Genomic DNA, 15,756 nt, shown 5'->3' on the forward strand with positions numbered 1-15,756 from the left:
TAGATGAGCTTTTTTAGAAGTTTAAATGATTCTAGCAATGATTGGGCTATGGACTATTTGAATAACGGTATTTTGCCAAGCAATCGAAATTTTATGGGAATCGGTGCTTTGAATAATTCAGATGTATTGACTGCTGTTTCGATTGTGGCTGGTGATGTTGCTAGATTCCCTATTTTGCAAATTAGAGATAGTGATGATTCAATTGTGGACGAGAATACTGTTACCTACCTATTAAATAAGAAATCTAATGATGATAGTTCCGCATACTTCTGGAAATTTGCCATGATGGTTAATGCGATTTTGACTGGTAATTCGTACACACGTATTATTCGTGACCCTACGACATACGGTAAGAACGCTGGTAAAGCAATAGAATTAGAATTTTTCCCACCTTCACAAGTGGCAATTAATTATCGAGATAGACCAGGTGTAAAACGTGAATATTACTATACGTTTTACCCGGAAGATGACAGAAAGTCGTTTGATTTAGAACCAGAAGATGTTATACATTTTAAATTCTTTAGTTCCGACGGGATTGTTGGTAGGTCGCCACTTTTATCGCTTGGAGACGAAATCAATTTACAAAAGTCTGGTGTTGATACGCTAGGACGATTCTTTAAGTCAGGTCTTAAAGGCTCAATTTTAAAGGTTAATGGAGCTAAGCTCAGCAAAGAAGCACGTAGAAAGATTAGAACTGATTTTGAATATGCTCAAGAAGGCGATTCAAACGGTCCTATCGTTACTGATTCGACAATGGACTATCAACCATTAGAAGTAGATACAAGCGTTCTGAATTTAATTAATTCCAACAATTGGTCCACATCACAGATTGCTAAAGCAATGAGAATACCAGCCTATAAATTGGCAATTAATTCTCCTAACCAATCGGTGAATCAGTTAGCGGCTGGATATATCAGTAATGACTTGCCGTTTTACTTTGAGCCAATCGTTAGTGAATTTGAAATGAAATTACTGACTGATAAAGAACGTCACAAGTACCATTTTGAATTTGATACTCGTAAACAAACAGCAAGACCAGTCACTGAACTGATGGCTATGGTCGAACATAATGTCTTAACGCCTAATGAAGTTAGAGCCGAATTAGGTAAGAAAGCTGATGATAAAACTTCTGAAATGAATGAATATCAATCAACATTAAACACAGTTTCTTTGGGCTTGAAAGATGAATATCAAAAGAATAATAAGGCTCAACCGAAAGGAGGTGATGTTAATGGAACTAAGAACAACACAAACCAAAGTGGAAGTCAGAAGTGACGAAGAAAATTCACGAACGGTTGAAGGCTATGCACTTAAATTTAATACACGTTCACAACCTTTAGCTGACAACTATTTTATCGAAACACTAGATAAACGGTGCCTTGATAATACTGACATGAGTAATGTGGTAGCCACTTTTAACCACGATCAATCTAAATTGTTAGGTCGTTCAGGTGTCAATTTAGCTTTGACCAAGGACGATACCGGATTGAGATTTAAAATTGATTTACCAAATACTACAACTGCAAACGATGTGCTAGAAGAAGTCAGAATGGGAATCTTGTCTCAATGTTCTTTCGCATTCTCGTTGCCAGACGATGGTAGCGGAAGCGAATGGCATGAGTCAGATATTGATGGTGTGGAGTATGAAAGAACAATTCTCTCAATCGATAAATTGTATGATGTTTCGATTGTTACCACACCAGCCTATGCGGATACAAACGTGTCTGTAGGCAAACGTTCAATGGAAGTAGTTAACAAACTAAAAGAAGAACCGTTAATTAAAGCCAGAGAGCTTAAACGACAAGAAGCTTTACGAAAACTAAATGTGGATTATTTGAAATAGGTTGCTGAGCTTAATCGGTGACCTTTTTAATACTCAAAAAATAAGGAGATTAGTTAATGCTAACAGAAATTATTAAAGAATTACGCAATAAAATTGCGGATCAAGAAGAAAAAAGAAGTAAGAAAGCAAAAGAAACTCGCTCAATTCTTGAAAACAAAGAATCTACAGACGAAGAAATTGCTTCTGCTAATAAGGCTGCAAGTGAAGTTCGTAAAATGGACGAACAAATCGAAGCTGACAAAGAAAAGCTTAGAAACTACGAAGCTACTGCTAAGACCCCTGACAATCACAAAGAACCAGAAGGTAGAAAAATTAGTGCAGAAGATGAAGAAAAGCGGTCATTGAATGAATTCTTACATTCTAAGGGTGAAGTTCGTGATGGTATCACAAGTCCTAACGTTGGTGTAACAATTCCAGAATCAATTGTTTATAATCCTGAAAACGAAGTTAAATCAGCAACTGACTTATCTCAATTGGTTCAACACTTTGCAGCTACAACAGCAAGTGGTGAATATCCAATTTTGAAACGTGCAACAGCAACACTAAATACCGTTGAAGAATTGGCAAAGAATCCTGAACTAGCAAAGCCTGATTTTGAAAATATTCCATGGAAGATTAATACATATCGTGGTGCTATTCCAATTTCAAACGAAGCTATTCAAGATTCAGCCATTGATTTAACTGGATTGGTATCTAGAAACGCTCTAGAACAAAAGATCAATACAACTAATGTTGCTATTTCAACAATTCTTAAATCATTCACAGCAAAAACAGTGACCGGCGAGTCTGTAGACGATATTAAACATATTCTCAACGTTGACCTTGATCCTGCTTATAATAAGTCAATTGTTGCATCACAAAGCTTCTATAACTATCTAGACACTCTAAAGGACAATAATGGCCAATATTTACTACATCAACCAATCGCTGACGGTTCACCAGTCACATTGCTAGGTGTTCCTGTGATTGTAGTTGAAGATACTGCCTTGGGTCTAGCTGGAGAAGCTCACGCTTGGATTGGTGATTTGCAACGTGCCGTTGTTATGGCTGACAGATTGGATATTCAAGTACGTTGGGTAGACAACGATATTTACGGTCAATATCTACAAGCAGTTACACGTTTCTGTGCTGTAAAAGCTGATGAAAACGCTGGTTACTTCTTAACACAAGGTGAAGCCCCAAAAGCGTAACGGGCGTGACATTGGATAATTCAAAACTAGTTTTAAAAGTAGGTGATATAGCCACTTTAAAGCCAAGCATTGAGCCATCTGATGCGGATAATTTGAATTATTCATTTAGTACGTCCGATTCTAAGGTTGCTACAGTGACACCAAAAGCTGGTAAGGTAACTGCTGTTTCTGCTGGTACAACAACTATAACAGTAACAACAGAAGACGGTAGTAAGACGGCAACTTGTGAAGTTACAGTAACAGCCACCGAATAGGAGGTTAGTTAATGGAAGAAAATACCAAACTTTTAACCGACCAGCAATTTAAAACACTAAAACTTTACTGCAAGATTGACCAGGACTTTGATGATGATGTTTTAAATGAATTGATTGAATCCGGAGCTAGCGAGATTGCTCACGCTATTTCTAGCACAAAACAACCTAGTGATTTTATTTCTGATCATAGATTCTTTGTTGCTCTCATGAAATATGTTGAAGAAGACTACTACTATCGTGGAACTGGTTCGGAGGTCATGAGATTCCCATTACAAAACACAACAATCAACAATGTTATCAGTCAATTGCGTGCTGAGGAGGTCGATAGTAATGAGACTGACTCACATGACTGAGCGTATTGAATTTCTTGGAAGTAAAGAAGTTCAAAATAAATACGGCGTGATGGTTCCACAAAAGGATGTGCCATTATTTAGCTGTTGGGCAGAAGTTCTTAATACTCCAATTAGGGAGTTTAAAGACGCCACGACTAAAGTTGGTAATCGTAAGGAATCACCTAATTTCGCTATTAAGTTTGAGCCTCAAAGATTGATTGATTCATCCTGGAAAGTAAAGTGGCGTGGAAACATTTATCAAATAACCGGAATTGATGAGGATTTTGATAAGCGGGATTTAACTAAATTGGAATGCAAGGCGGTGGATGGAAAATGACAGTAACTGGAGCTGAAGAACTTTTAAGTAACATTAAAATGCTTGAAGCAGGTTATGACCGCAAGGCTAGAAAAGCGGTACGGGATGGTGGTAAGCATTTTGGTGAAACATTGGCACAGAATACGCCTGTCAGCACCGAAGACCACTCTGGAAAGGGTCCATTACGTGATCACATGAAAGTTGGAAGTGTTTCAGTTAAAACTGGTGAATATGAAGTACCAGTTGGATATGACCGGACTAAAGGACCTATTGCTCACTTTCCAAACTCTGGAACTTCCAAGCAAGACCCACAACATTTTATCGAGAAAACTCAAGACGGAACTAGAGATGCCGTACTTCAAATATTTGTTGATAACTTAAAGGTTGGTGACTGATATGAATGAGTACGACGTTTTTAGCTTTTTAAATTCTGATGAGATCAATAATTATATGAATGAAATTCGTGGGAATGAAATCGATGTGCCTCAAATATATACAGGCACACCAGACCAGGGCTTTATCCAAAATAAAAACGCCCCTTGGATTCGAATTACTGCAATTCCAGGTGACGAGGTAACTTATGCCGATGATAAACGTTTAATTGAATATCCACGAGTTCAAATAGATTTTTGGATATTGAATTATAAGGTTGAAGAATTATTAAAGTTAGAACAAATGATTTACGATAAAATGTTTGCTCACGGATTCGAACGATATTACAAAAATCACAATCGTGATGTTGACATGACGGACCTACAAATGGTCCAAGGAAACTTTGAATATCAAGGTTTTAGTCCAAACGAGGACTAAGGCTTTTTTTAATACAAAAAAACAAGGAGATTTATTAAATGGGAAAAGCAAAATTTGGTGCATCTAATTTTTATTATGGAGTCGTAAAGGATGATTTAGTGGCCGATGGTCCTAAGAAAATGCCAGGACTAACTGAAGCAAAAATGGATTTAAAAAATGAAATGAAGGCTATTGCGGCAGATGATGGTCCATATGTAACTCTTTCTGGTGGTATTTCAGAAGCCACTTTGGATATCAAGTTATTAGATATTGCTTCCGAAGCGAGAAAAGATTTCTTTGGGATTGAAGTCAAAAACGGAGTTGAACTTTATAACAAGAACCTAAAGCCTAATGATATTGCAATCATGTTTGACACAAAAATGGATGACGGTACAAAGATTCACGTAGCAATGCTTAAAGGTAAATTCTCACTACCTGGTGTTGATACTAAGACCGTAGACGGTACTCCTGATCCAAATGCTGATGAAACTACAGGTACATTTGCTCCTCGTGGAGATTCAGAAGATGGAATCATGGTTGCAATTGGTCGTGAAGACAATGCTGACTTTGACTTAGAAAAGTTTAAGAGCTTCGTATTTCCTAAGACGGCAGACGACTACACAGCTTTAGATACACCTGCACCTGAGGCGTAATTGATTAAGAGCATACTCCCTCTCTGGTAGCGGTGGCGGACGGAATTGAATTTAAAGGAGAAATATATATGGCTTATGAAGTTAACTTAATTATCAATGGAAAGAAAGAACAATTTAAACGTACTGAACCACCTTTTTTGAAGGAAATTACTAGAGCATTGGTATTACAACAGCATCAAGTTAGAATGTATGGCAAGAATGATGGCCCAACTGACAAAGACTTTGATAACAATTCAAAGGAAATTGCTAAATTTGCATCACAATTCTTTAAGGACCAATTCACACAAGAAGACTTCTTAAACGGGGCAGACGGTGAAAATGTAACTGTTATCTCAAATATTATTGATCAATGTTTAGGAGTTAAGAACCCGGATGATATCGATACTGATAAGAGCAAAGCAAAAAAATAACTGAGCAGACTTTAAAGGAATCGCTTAACAAACTCGATGAGTTTTATAAATCATTAATGGGTCAGGGTTATAAATTAGCTGATTTGGATTCTATGACCATGGATGACGTTAAACGGATTAACCATATATATGAAGAGAAGGAAACCACCATTGATAAGGCGTTTCCTTTTTTGTTTGCCTAGATTTCATAAAGAAAGGGGATAAGATATGGCTGGATCATTAGGACATTTAGCAGCTACTGTTAGCTTAAATATTGACCCTTTTAAACAATCATCAGCAGCTTTAATGTCCACGATTAAGAACACAAACACAGCGTTAAAACTGCAAGATAACTACGTAAAAGCCTATGGTAATGCACTTAATTCAATGAGAACTCATTATTCTACTCTCTCTCAACAAATGAGCAACTATAATGCAAGACTTAAAGAACAAGAAGCAACTTATCAAAAACTTAATTCTCAGACTGCTAAGACAGCCGGTGAACAAGAGAAGTTAACTCGTAGACAGCAAAACGCTGCTAGTCAAATCAATAGAACTAAAAGTGCTATGAACCAACTCGATTCCGAGATGGGACGTTTAGGACGTCAAATAGCACAACAAGAAACAAGTTGGTATAAAGCTGCTAACAATCTCAAGAAATTTAGTTCTGCGGCAACATCAGCTGGACAAAAAATGAGTTCAATGGGTTCAACTATGACCACGCGCGTTACAGCACCTATTGTGGCTGGTTTTGGTTATGCCGCTAAGTCTGCTATTGATTTTAATTCTCAAATTAAAAACATCGGTCCGCTATTACAAGCTAATGGCGAGAGTGCCGGACAAGTCAGACGTGAAATGACTCAAATGGCTGATGCTTCTAAGAAGTGGTCAGTGCAATACGGTATTTCTACTAAGTCAATTAATTCTGGACTTGAAGAGTTGGTCAAACGTGGATATTCCGCTAAACAGGCACTTGGAGCTATGCCAAGTATTTTGAATGCGGCTAAAGCTTCTGGCGATGATTTCAATTCTGTTATGACTGTTTCAACATCAACACTTGAACAGTTTGGATTGAAATCTAATACAACAGCTGGAATGCTTAAGAATACCCAACGTGTAACCGATAGTTTGACTTATACAGCTAATGCAACCGCTGCTGGATTCCAAGATATGGGCGATGCAATGACCTATGTTGGACCTACTGCACACGCGGCCGGAATTAGTTTGGAAGAAACAGCTGCTGCTATTGGTTTGATGAGTAATCAAGGTATCGAAGGGTTAACGAGAATAATAAAAATCCTGCTCTCACTGGCCCGCTTAGAGAGTAATCTCTTTGAAAAAGAACTAATTCAATTCGGTTAACACTAAAATTATATATAATCATGTCAAGACCGAGCCAAGCCGTGTAGGAAACTCACGGAAGGTGTAACGACTAGATAAATTACCCTAAGCAAACACTACTATGTTATATAGTAGTTTTTTTTGTATGGAAAAATATCCACGAAGAGTTAGCGCCAATTTTTATATTGGATGAAAATATAGTCTGAACATTATGGAAACATAATGAAGTACGAGATAAAGAACTCGTACGATAACACATTGCAGTCGCAGGTACAGCTTTACGTTCAGCATTAACAAGACTGATGAAACCATCGAAACAAAACGCTGCTGGATTTAAAGAATTAGGTATTAACGTTGCTGAATTTAAGAAGGGCACATTAACGCTCCCTGAAATTCTTAACAAGATTAAGACTAATACCCAGGGCTGGACAAAAGAACAACGTGCGGCAGCTATTGCTACTGCGTTCGGTACAGAAGCCCAAGCTGGTATGAATGCTTTGGTATCAGAAGGTGGAGATGCCTTAACTGAGTTGACTGAGAAGACTGAAAAGGCTACTGGTTCAACTAAGAAAATTGCTGATACCATGAACAGCACTAAAGCCGCTCAGCTTGCTCAATTTAAAGAGTCACTACACGTTTTAGCTATTACCATTGGTGATCAACTAACACCAACATTGATGCCACTTGTAAAAGATGCAACTCAAGTAGTTAAGGCGTTTGGTAATTTAGATAAGTCCACGCAACAGACTATTGTTAAAACAGCTGCATTTGCCGCTGCTATTGGACCATTATTATCAATTCTTGGTGGTGCAACTCGTGGACTAGGTGCATTATCTGGTGCATTCGTAGCTCCATTGCTTGGAATGTCAAGAATGGTTGGTGCAAGTAAGCAGGGAGCTACTGGACTAGGTATCTTAAAGGCCGGATTCAGTAAAACTGCTTATGAAAGTGGAAACTTCGCTACTAAAGTTGGAACTACTGCTACTAGTGTTGCTACAACCAGTGAAAAAGTAGCTGGTTCAGCTAATACGTTCACTACTTTTGGAAGTAAAGTTAAAACTGCCGGCTCTGCTGTATTAACATTTGCCGCCGCTAATCCAGTAGCGACTGGTGCAATCGTATTGACTACTGCAGCATTAGTAGCTGGTGGTGTTTGGTGGGAAACATATGGAAAGAAAGCCTATGAATCAAGCCAAAGAGTAGCTAAATGGGGTTCTGATGTTGGAGCTAGTGCTGATAGATCATTAACCAAGATTCAAGGTTTCAACCGCCAAGCTAGTCAAGCATTAGGAGAGTTTGGTAACAATGCTCAAGCCAATGGTAAGACTGCTGCTAAAGCTTTTGAGAATATCGGTAAAGAGATTGAGAATACTGGGAAGAAAGCCAACCAAAGTTTAACAAAAGGCTTGAAAGACCTACCTGATACAGTTAGAAGTACGGTTGAAAAATCTGTTAATGAGCAAAAATCTGGCAACAACAAGATTGTTTCTCAATCAAGACAATTAAGCTCTAATGTAGCGGGTATTCTTCGTTCACACAATGGAAATGTTAAGAAACTAACTGATGAACAACGTACTTATATTCAAAACTCTCAAGAGAAATTAAGCAGTAACGAAATCAAATTGCTTGGTATTACAGGCAAGAAGAAAGTTGCTGTAATGAAAGCTTTGAATGGTAGCGTCAAAGGTTTAACTGAACAACAAGCTCAGCAAACTATTGATGCACTTGAAAAGACATCCCTAAAGGAACAGCAAGCTTATCAAAAACAAGCTAAGTCATTAAAATCTTATCGTGACAAAGGGCTATTAAGCGAGAAAGCCTACAGCAAGGCCATGTCTCAATTAAGGGACGGTCACAAGAATAGTTTGACTAAGAATTTACAAGCTATTGATAAGTTGGAAAATAATTACAGTGCTAGACATTCCACATCACTTGAAGATTTGATGAACAAGGAAAAAATTACCTGGAACGATATAGATAAGACCTTAGATAATACAGCTAAGAACCATAAAGCTAAGCTTTCAGCAATCGCCCAGGAATACGGCAAGATTGGAACCGTTGCTAAAAAAGCTGGTTCAGATTGGAACTCATTAGTTCTAGATCCAAAAACTGGAAAGATTAAGACTAACGCTCAAGAAACAATCAACGATACAGCTAAGACTGAACAAGGTTGGGCAAGACTTAAATTTGATTTAAAGAATGCCAAAATCAACAGTAATGCTAAGTCGATGATTGGTGAAGCTGCTATTCAATCTGGCCGTTGGGATTCACTACCATGGAATGAAAAGAAGGCAATGATTCGAGTTCAAGGTAATAAAGAATTAACTGGCGTAGTTAAGCAAATCAAAGATTGGGATAAGCTAACACCTGAACAGAAAACCGCTATTGTTCGAGCCAAGGGCCGAAAAGAACTTGCATTAGCTATGATTGATGCAGGTGAGTGGAATAATTTAACTGTTAACCAAAAGGAAGCTTTAGTTAAAACTTCCGGCGAGAAAGATATGATTGATTTGCTTACAAAGGCTGGTGATTGGGACAAATTAAGTATCGGTGCTAAACAAGCCGTTATCGAAGGCAAGGGCAATGCCGAACTTGTTGATGAATTGAACAATTTAGGCGAGTGGAACAACTTAACACCTGAACAAAAATCATTGGTTATTAATAACAAAGCTACTGCACCTATTGTGGATGCGATGATAAAAGCTGGTACATGGAACGGGTTAACCTTGAAACAACAGGATGCAATCATTCACGATAAAGCTACTGCTAAACTTGTCGAATCATTACAAAAATCTGGAATTTGGAATCAATTAGATTTAAAAACTCAAGATGCAGTTGTAAATGATAAAGCAACAGGAAAGATTGTTACAGCATTGGCAACTGCTGGTAAATGGCAAAACTTAGATGTTGGAGCCAAGGATGCAATTGTAAATGATAAAGCCAGTGCTCCTATTATTGCTGCATTAGTTCAAGAAGGAAAATGGAACGGACTTCCTACTACTGAAAAAGATGCAATTATAAACACTGGCAATAGTGCAATGGATTTAGCTAATTTGGTTGTTTCCTATGGTAATTTTGACGCATTATCTGACTCACAAAAAAATCTGATAATTCACGACCAGTCAGCCATGACAGCTTTAAGAGAAGCCGGATATGGATTACAAAGTTATAATTTGAAACCAGCTCAACTCAAGCAATTAAAAGCCGAAAATAAAGACTTGATTTCTAAGACTAAAGTCGGTAAAACTGCCGTCGTTCATTTTAATGGTCAATCCGTTGAAATTAAAAAATTAAAAGGTAACAATATTGATGTTTTAGGTAAAATTACTACGGCTAAAAACGCACTGAATCAGCACAACGCTAAAAAGGTAAAGATAAAGAAGCTTCCTGGTAATAACGTTGATTTATTAAACAAGGTAACAAATGCCAAGTCACATATTAATGGATATAACGGTTTAAAAGTTCCACCTAAACATTTACCAGCTAAAGATGATGCATCTGGCCCAGCCCACAATGCTACTAATGCTATTGGTGGATTCCAAGGCAAGCCTAACATCATTACTAAGACACTTAGAACGGTTGTCGAAACTGTTAAGAAAACATTGCACTTAGAAAATGGTACTAGCGATTTTAATTCTAGTGAAGTAGCTATGGTCAATGATCAACGTGGCTCAACATTCCGTGAGTTGATTCATCTACCAACCGGCGAAAGTTTCGTACCAACTGGTAGAAATATATTAATGGCACTTCCACGACATTCACAAGTTGTGCCAGCTAATCAAACTAACCGTTTGCTAGGTGGAATTAAGCAATATGCTAACGGTACTCCTGGATATTCAAGCGTTGTTAAAGACTTTACTGAATTAAGTCCAAGTCTTACTAATCAGACAACTCAATACTTTAATTCAAGTAACCCAGTCAATAACAGTCCTGTAAACAACCACAATGAATACACAATCAACATTCAAGCAGCTGTCTCAAGTGACATGGATATTAGAAAGCTAGCGGATAAGGTAATGAGAGAAATTAAGCGAAAAGATGATAGAAATATACTAGCTCAGGGAGGAGGAGTTAACTATTAAAGATGGAGAATTTGTAATCGATAATATTTCAAGTGTGGATGTATTAAATTCACGTATTACATCATTTGTTAAAATTCCGCTTCCAAAGCGAAAAGGGAGTTTGACAAGTATTGATGGTTCTAGCAAAGCTTTAATTTCTGATGAAAATTCATACGAGAATCGTGAATTCGAATTAGAATTCGCAACCATGGCTAAGACCGAACAGGAACGATATAACTTAGAGGGTCAGCTATTTACATTGTTTGACGGATTTGATTATAAGCCATTTAGAATATATACAGACCCTAATTTTACATACTTTGTTAAGAACATCGATAATGTGGAAGTTGATAGAATTACACGTTTATCTAATGCTAGAATCTATAAATATAAATTGTCAGCAGCAGCGTTTAAATATTTTGAAATCGATAAAGAATTAACTTTCTCAGAACCTTTTGAGCTAGTTAGTTCTTTTTTATTTGATGCGAAACCATATTTCAAAATTACTGGTAATGGCGCTGTTAAATTTCAAATTAATGATCGTACTTTTGATTTAAACATTGACGGTTTTATTGAGTTGGATTCAGCTGAAGAAAACCAAGATGCTTTTAAGACCAAAGACGATGGGAGCATCACATTCGTTAATGAGAATACGACTATAGACGAATTTCCCTCTCTCTCTCGTGGAGTTAATAAAATCTCCTGGGATGGGGATGTATCACAAGTAATCGTTAGACCAAGGTGGCGAACAATATGACACCAATTTTATACAAAGCAGATGAAACTGATTTCACTAGTAATGGATTAGGTAAGATAACTGGGATTATTCAAAAGAGTGCTATTGTTCAAAATACACTGAATGGTGCTTATACATTTGACTTTGAATTGGCCAAGAACAGTCGATTCTATAATGTTGTTAAAGAAGAAATGATAGTGAAAGTTAAACCTGATTCAGTTCGAGATTATGACCTGTTTATGATTACTGACATCGATAAGGATTCCACATCTGGATATGTCAAGGTTTCATGTAGTCATATTAGTGTGATTCTTAATAATTACATGGCTCAAAGTCAAATTCCAATTGATGGATTTACAGCATCGTATATTTTGGATTACATCAAGAATGCCACTAATACGCCAAGTCAGTTCAGCTTGACAACTGACATTGATGAGCAGTTTACAGACACTAACGTTATTTTTGAACCTAATACTAACATCAATGAAATGGTTCTAGGCTCAGCCAATTCAATTGCTAAAGTAACTGGTACATACGTGTTAAAAGATAAATTCAATATGAATTTAACTAAGGCCGATGATTTTAAGACAATTGTTTTGAGAAAAGGAAAGAATATCTCAAATATATCTGTAAAACGTTCACTTAATGGATTAGTAACAGCAATCATCCCTTATTACAAGCCTAGAGAGGGAAAAAATAAAGAACCCATTTATGGAAGTAAAATAAAAAGTCCACTCTATTCAAAATACCAGCACGAGTATTTGAAAGCAGTGGACTTTTCTAGTGCAGTCGAAGGCGGAAAGGATTTCTCCGCGGAAGCAAACAATTATTTCAATGACAATCCAGGAATCGATAAGCCAGCATATGATGTTGAAATCAATACATTTGAATATCGAAGTCTTAGAAAACAGAAGTTTGAACTTGCTGACTTTGCTAAGATTTATGATCCCGATTTTGATATCAATGTTCAACTAAGAATTTATGAAATGCAATTCGACCCTATTAATGAAAGTGCAACAGTCATTAAAGCAGGTACTCAAGCTACATCAGTATTTCATAACTTAGAAAAGAAAATTGATAACGTTTCCGGAGATGTATCTGATGTAAAAGAGGATGTTAAAGATACAAATGATGCAATCGGCGACGTTCAAGATAATCTAGAAAGTACCGCAGCAGAAGCACAACGCCGCATTGACAAAGTTAAGCAGGACGTAGCTAACACTCAATCGGACATGACCAAAGTCATGAACAATGGTGGGAACAATAAAATCGAGTGGTCACCAAATTTAATGAATGCCACTCAAATGAAAATTCACACTTCATATGGTTATTGGCTATTAGACGATGCTGGTGCAGGTTTCCACAAAAACGATGGAACTGTAATGAACGGGCTATCTGCTGATGGTCGAATTTATGCGGATTCTATAACCGGCAATACTTTGACAGGTACTACCATCAATGGTGGAAACATTAATGGTGGAATTATTGACGGTGCTCAATTCGTAGCTGGGTCAATCAAAACTAAGTCACATGCTCAATTTCTTAACTCGGCTGGACAGGTTTCTACTTCAGTCGCTAGTTATGGTATTTCAACACCCGCTTTAACTGTGGACGGTGATATCGATAAGGCCGTTAATGCTAACATTCAATATCTACACGTTAGTGGAAACATTTCCGGTAACGCGTCAGGACTGTATTTACAAGGACCCGTGTATGTGGATGGGAGAAAAATTTAAATGAAAAAATTAAATACAAATAAGGTAGCAGAAGTGACTGCTAACGAATTGATTGAAAAATATAAAGAAAAATTAACTCAATCGGATTCCGAAAACATGATTATGGCTATTCAATTGCAAAAGCAACAAGCATTAATTAAAGAGGTGTTTAACAAGGCACCTGAGGCTTTTCCTGGCGATTACATTTTGAAGGAGGAAAATAATGTTAAAAACAAGTAGAACTGTGTATTTAAACGGGACATCTACAAACGAAAATAATGACGTGCTGGCAAACTTCAATGCAAACTTGAATGGTGCTGGTACTTTTAATATTTCCGAAACGATTATTGACAGATCAGATATGGACACAATCGAAAAAGACTTCGAAGAATTTCGAACACAAGCTAAAACTTTAATGGAAAAGGAGGAAAACTAGATGGCATTACCGCCAATCATATTAGATACAGACAAGACAACTCCAATTTACGAGCTGCCTTTAAAGATTCGTCAAGGTGACACAGGCGACGAGCTACAAGTTACTTTAGGAAAGTCATTCGAAAAGTACACCGATTTATCCAAAGTTGATGTTGAACTCATCGCCAAAACACCCGACCAACGACTAATTAAGCAGGCTGTGACCGATAAGTCGGGAAATACATTCAAAGTCAAGTTTCCAGATGAAATGTACACAAACGTTGGTGTCTTCAGAAATATGTATTTCAAAATCGGAGACGACTCCACATCAAGCGTGAAGTTAGTCGTGCTGCAAGGAATCGGATCAATAAAAGAAGCAGGCAGTTATATTGATGACTTTGAAACATTAATCGAGGAAGCCGAATCTTATGTTTCAGCCTTAAAAGACTTTTCCGATAACGGAAATGCAAAGATTGATAATAAAGTTGCAGAATTAACCGGCAAGATGACTGACTTCGTGGATAAGTCAAAGGAAGACTTAGATGCTGCTAAAAAGGCGTGGAGTACATTCCAAAGTAATTCACAGACAGAATTTACAGATGCTCAAAACAAACGAGCAAGTGACTTTAATAATCAAACAAGCGGCTTTGAAACTGATTTTGGTAAGCAAAAAGCAGACTTCGAAAACAGATTTAAAGCACTGTTGGCAACGCTACAAGGCGACTATGACGACTTCAAAGCATTAATTAATAAAGACGTTGCAGATTTAAATACATCTTTAGATAGTTTAGATAGCCAAGCAACAGACGTTAAAAATAAATATGACGCTTTGAAAGCTCAATTGGATTTGGCCGCTCAAAATATTAGTGGTGTCAGGACTAACTTATACCAAGATACTCGTGATTTTGATAACCCTGGTTTATGGACTTACTTTTCGAACTGGCGTAAAACTGGTGAAAAATTTAATGGATTAACAGTCATGGAAACGAACGCTAATTGGCAGGGCTTAGGACAAAATTTACAAGCTAAGAAAGGTGATACTTATACCTTTTCAGTGTATGCCAGATACAAAAGTGGTGCTGGTGAATCTAGTATGTATTTTTCACCCTCAGGTACGATTATTACAAACTATGGGAAAGTGGTGGTTTCTTTAAATGAGACATGGCAAAGGGTCTCAGGAACTGCGACCGTAACCACTGATGGCATAATAAATGCGCGTATTGAAAAAACTAATGACAATATCAATACCTTGCTCATTGCAGGGCCAAAACTTGAAAAAGGACCCATAGCAACTGATTACTCGCTCAACCCACTAGATATTGCGACTGACGGAAGTGTTCAAACATCTATCAAAAACGCTTTAGCCGACTACTCCACAAATGCCGAGGTCGACAGTAAAATTTCTACAGGTGTTGGACAAGCCAAAACATACGCCGAGCAAACCATTAAGGGAATTATCGGTGCGGCTCCCGAAACACTTGATACCATTGCGGAACTTGCTAATGCCGTGACTGAAAATAAAGACGGTGTTCAAGCTATCAATGAGGGAATCACGAAAAAAGCCGACAAGACGGACGTTACAGCACTTCAGAACACTGTTCAGACCATGATCACTTCAATCAGTCAAGCCGACTATGATGCTTTAGTTAAAACTGGAACTGTTAATCCGAAAATTATGTATGTGATTCCTGATGCTTAAGGAGGTTAGATTATGAATTTAAAA

General features: G+C 37.4%; 17 protein-coding genes. All 17 read left to right on the forward strand.

Features of this window, described 5'->3' with window-relative positions; translation table 11 throughout:
- The first annotated feature begins 3 nt into the window (after positions 1 to 3).
- Positions 4 to 1,275 (forward strand): phage portal protein, encoded by a 1,272-nt coding sequence (locus FFM65_RS04400; protein WP_119317840.1) that lies wholly within the window; start codon positions 4 to 6, stop codon positions 1,273 to 1,275.
- Complete coding sequence (locus FFM65_RS04405; protein ID WP_371851275.1) at positions 1,232 to 1,843, forward strand: HK97 family phage prohead protease; 612 nt, start codon at positions 1,232 to 1,234, stop codon at positions 1,841 to 1,843. Before FFM65_RS04400 ends, FFM65_RS04405 begins: the two co-directional genes overlap by 44 nt.
- A gap of 56 nt (positions 1,844 to 1,899) precedes the next feature.
- Complete coding sequence (locus FFM65_RS04410; protein WP_119317842.1) at positions 1,900 to 3,033, forward strand: phage major capsid protein; 1,134 nt, start codon at positions 1,900 to 1,902, stop codon at positions 3,031 to 3,033.
- Positions 3,034 to 3,038: 5 nt separating this feature from the next.
- Positions 3,039 to 3,287 (forward strand): Ig-like domain-containing protein, encoded by a 249-nt coding sequence (locus tag FFM65_RS04415; RefSeq protein WP_119317843.1) that lies wholly within the window; start codon positions 3,039 to 3,041, stop codon positions 3,285 to 3,287.
- Positions 3,288 to 3,298: 11 nt separating this feature from the next.
- Entirely contained in the window at positions 3,299 to 3,640 is a 342-nt protein-coding gene (locus FFM65_RS04420) for a head-tail connector protein (RefSeq protein ID WP_119317844.1), read from the forward strand.
- Entirely contained in the window at positions 3,633 to 3,956 is a 324-nt protein-coding gene (locus FFM65_RS04425; RefSeq protein WP_170176902.1) for a phage head closure protein, read from the forward strand. Before FFM65_RS04420 ends, FFM65_RS04425 begins: the two co-directional genes overlap by 8 nt.
- Complete coding sequence (locus FFM65_RS04430; protein WP_119317846.1) at positions 3,953 to 4,330, forward strand: HK97-gp10 family putative phage morphogenesis protein; 378 nt, start codon at positions 3,953 to 3,955, stop codon at positions 4,328 to 4,330. Before FFM65_RS04425 ends, FFM65_RS04430 begins: the two co-directional genes overlap by 4 nt.
- Position 4,331: 1 nt before the next feature.
- Positions 4,332 to 4,745, forward strand: coding sequence for a hypothetical protein (locus tag FFM65_RS04435; protein ID WP_119317847.1), 414 nt, complete (start codon positions 4,332 to 4,334; stop codon positions 4,743 to 4,745).
- Between the two features lie 38 nt (positions 4,746 to 4,783).
- Positions 4,784 to 5,377 carry a major tail protein gene (locus FFM65_RS04440; RefSeq protein WP_119317848.1) on the forward strand — a complete coding sequence of 198 codons (594 nt, stop codon included), beginning with the start codon at positions 4,784 to 4,786 and terminating at the stop codon, positions 5,375 to 5,377.
- A 68-nt stretch (positions 5,378 to 5,445) separates the two neighbouring features.
- Entirely contained in the window at positions 5,446 to 5,787 is a 342-nt protein-coding gene (gene gpG / locus FFM65_RS04445; protein WP_119317849.1) for a phage tail assembly chaperone G, read from the forward strand.
- A 207-nt stretch (positions 5,788 to 5,994) separates the two neighbouring features.
- Positions 5,995 to 7,128 (forward strand): phage tail tape measure protein, encoded by a 1,134-nt coding sequence (locus tag FFM65_RS04450; protein WP_119317850.1) that lies wholly within the window; start codon positions 5,995 to 5,997, stop codon positions 7,126 to 7,128.
- A 236-nt stretch (positions 7,129 to 7,364) separates the two neighbouring features.
- Positions 7,365 to 11,189 carry a phage tail tape measure protein gene (locus FFM65_RS04455; RefSeq protein ID WP_255311484.1) on the forward strand — a complete coding sequence of 1,275 codons (3,825 nt, stop codon included), beginning with the start codon at positions 7,365 to 7,367 and terminating at the stop codon, positions 11,187 to 11,189.
- 34 nt (positions 11,190 to 11,223) lie between these two features.
- Positions 11,224 to 11,925 (forward strand): hypothetical protein, encoded by a 702-nt coding sequence (locus FFM65_RS04460; RefSeq protein WP_119317852.1) that lies wholly within the window; start codon positions 11,224 to 11,226, stop codon positions 11,923 to 11,925.
- Positions 11,922 to 13,640 (forward strand): phage tail spike protein, encoded by a 1,719-nt coding sequence (locus FFM65_RS04465; RefSeq protein ID WP_119317853.1) that lies wholly within the window; start codon positions 11,922 to 11,924, stop codon positions 13,638 to 13,640. Before FFM65_RS04460 ends, FFM65_RS04465 begins: the two co-directional genes overlap by 4 nt.
- On the forward strand, positions 13,641 to 13,859 hold the full coding sequence (locus FFM65_RS04470) for a hypothetical protein (protein WP_119317854.1): 219 nt from the start codon (positions 13,641 to 13,643) through the stop codon (positions 13,857 to 13,859).
- Positions 13,843 to 14,055 carry a hypothetical protein gene (locus FFM65_RS04475; protein WP_119317855.1) on the forward strand — a complete coding sequence of 71 codons (213 nt, stop codon included), beginning with the start codon at positions 13,843 to 13,845 and terminating at the stop codon, positions 14,053 to 14,055. Before FFM65_RS04470 ends, FFM65_RS04475 begins: the two co-directional genes overlap by 17 nt.
- The gene (locus FFM65_RS04480; protein ID WP_119317856.1) at positions 14,056 to 15,732 is read left to right on the forward strand and encodes a phage head spike fiber domain-containing protein; all 1,677 of its coding nucleotides are present in this window, start codon (positions 14,056 to 14,058) and stop codon (positions 15,730 to 15,732) included.
- The last annotated feature ends 24 nt before the right edge of the window (positions 15,733 to 15,756 follow it).

Origin of the sequence: Companilactobacillus formosensis (genome assembly GCF_005405305.1) — a bacterium.
Taxonomy (GTDB): domain Bacteria; phylum Bacillota; class Bacilli; order Lactobacillales; family Lactobacillaceae; genus Companilactobacillus; species Companilactobacillus formosensis.

Bases quoted from the DNA above. Each gene is read 5' to 3' on its own strand.
- FFM65_RS04430 (WP_119317846.1), top strand. From the start codon at position 3,953: ATGACAGTAACTGGAGCTGAAGAACTTTTAAGTAACATTAAAATGCTT.
- FFM65_RS04480 (WP_119317856.1), top strand. From the start codon at position 14,056: ATGGCATTACCGCCAATCATATTAGATACAGACAAGACAACTCCAATT.
- FFM65_RS04465 (WP_119317853.1), top strand. From the start codon at position 11,922: ATGACACCAATTTTATACAAAGCAGATGAAACTGATTTCACTAGTAAT.
- FFM65_RS04425 (WP_170176902.1), top strand. From the start codon at position 3,633: ATGACTGAGCGTATTGAATTTCTTGGAAGTAAAGAAGTTCAAAATAAA.
- FFM65_RS04410 (WP_119317842.1), top strand. From the start codon at position 1,900: ATGCTAACAGAAATTATTAAAGAATTACGCAATAAAATTGCGGATCAA.
- FFM65_RS04400 (WP_119317840.1), top strand. From the start codon at position 4: ATGAGCTTTTTTAGAAGTTTAAATGATTCTAGCAATGATTGGGCTATG.
- gpG (WP_119317849.1), top strand. From the start codon at position 5,446: ATGGCTTATGAAGTTAACTTAATTATCAATGGAAAGAAAGAACAATTT.
- FFM65_RS04470 (WP_119317854.1), top strand. From the start codon at position 13,641: ATGAAAAAATTAAATACAAATAAGGTAGCAGAAGTGACTGCTAACGAA.
- FFM65_RS04405 (WP_371851275.1), top strand. From the start codon at position 1,232: ATGGAACTAAGAACAACACAAACCAAAGTGGAAGTCAGAAGTGACGAA.
- FFM65_RS04435 (WP_119317847.1), top strand. From the start codon at position 4,332: ATGAATGAGTACGACGTTTTTAGCTTTTTAAATTCTGATGAGATCAAT.
- FFM65_RS04475 (WP_119317855.1), top strand. From the start codon at position 13,843: ATGTTAAAAACAAGTAGAACTGTGTATTTAAACGGGACATCTACAAAC.
- FFM65_RS04420 (WP_119317844.1), top strand. From the start codon at position 3,299: ATGGAAGAAAATACCAAACTTTTAACCGACCAGCAATTTAAAACACTA.
- FFM65_RS04440 (WP_119317848.1), top strand. From the start codon at position 4,784: ATGGGAAAAGCAAAATTTGGTGCATCTAATTTTTATTATGGAGTCGTA.
- FFM65_RS04450 (WP_119317850.1), top strand. From the start codon at position 5,995: ATGGCTGGATCATTAGGACATTTAGCAGCTACTGTTAGCTTAAATATT.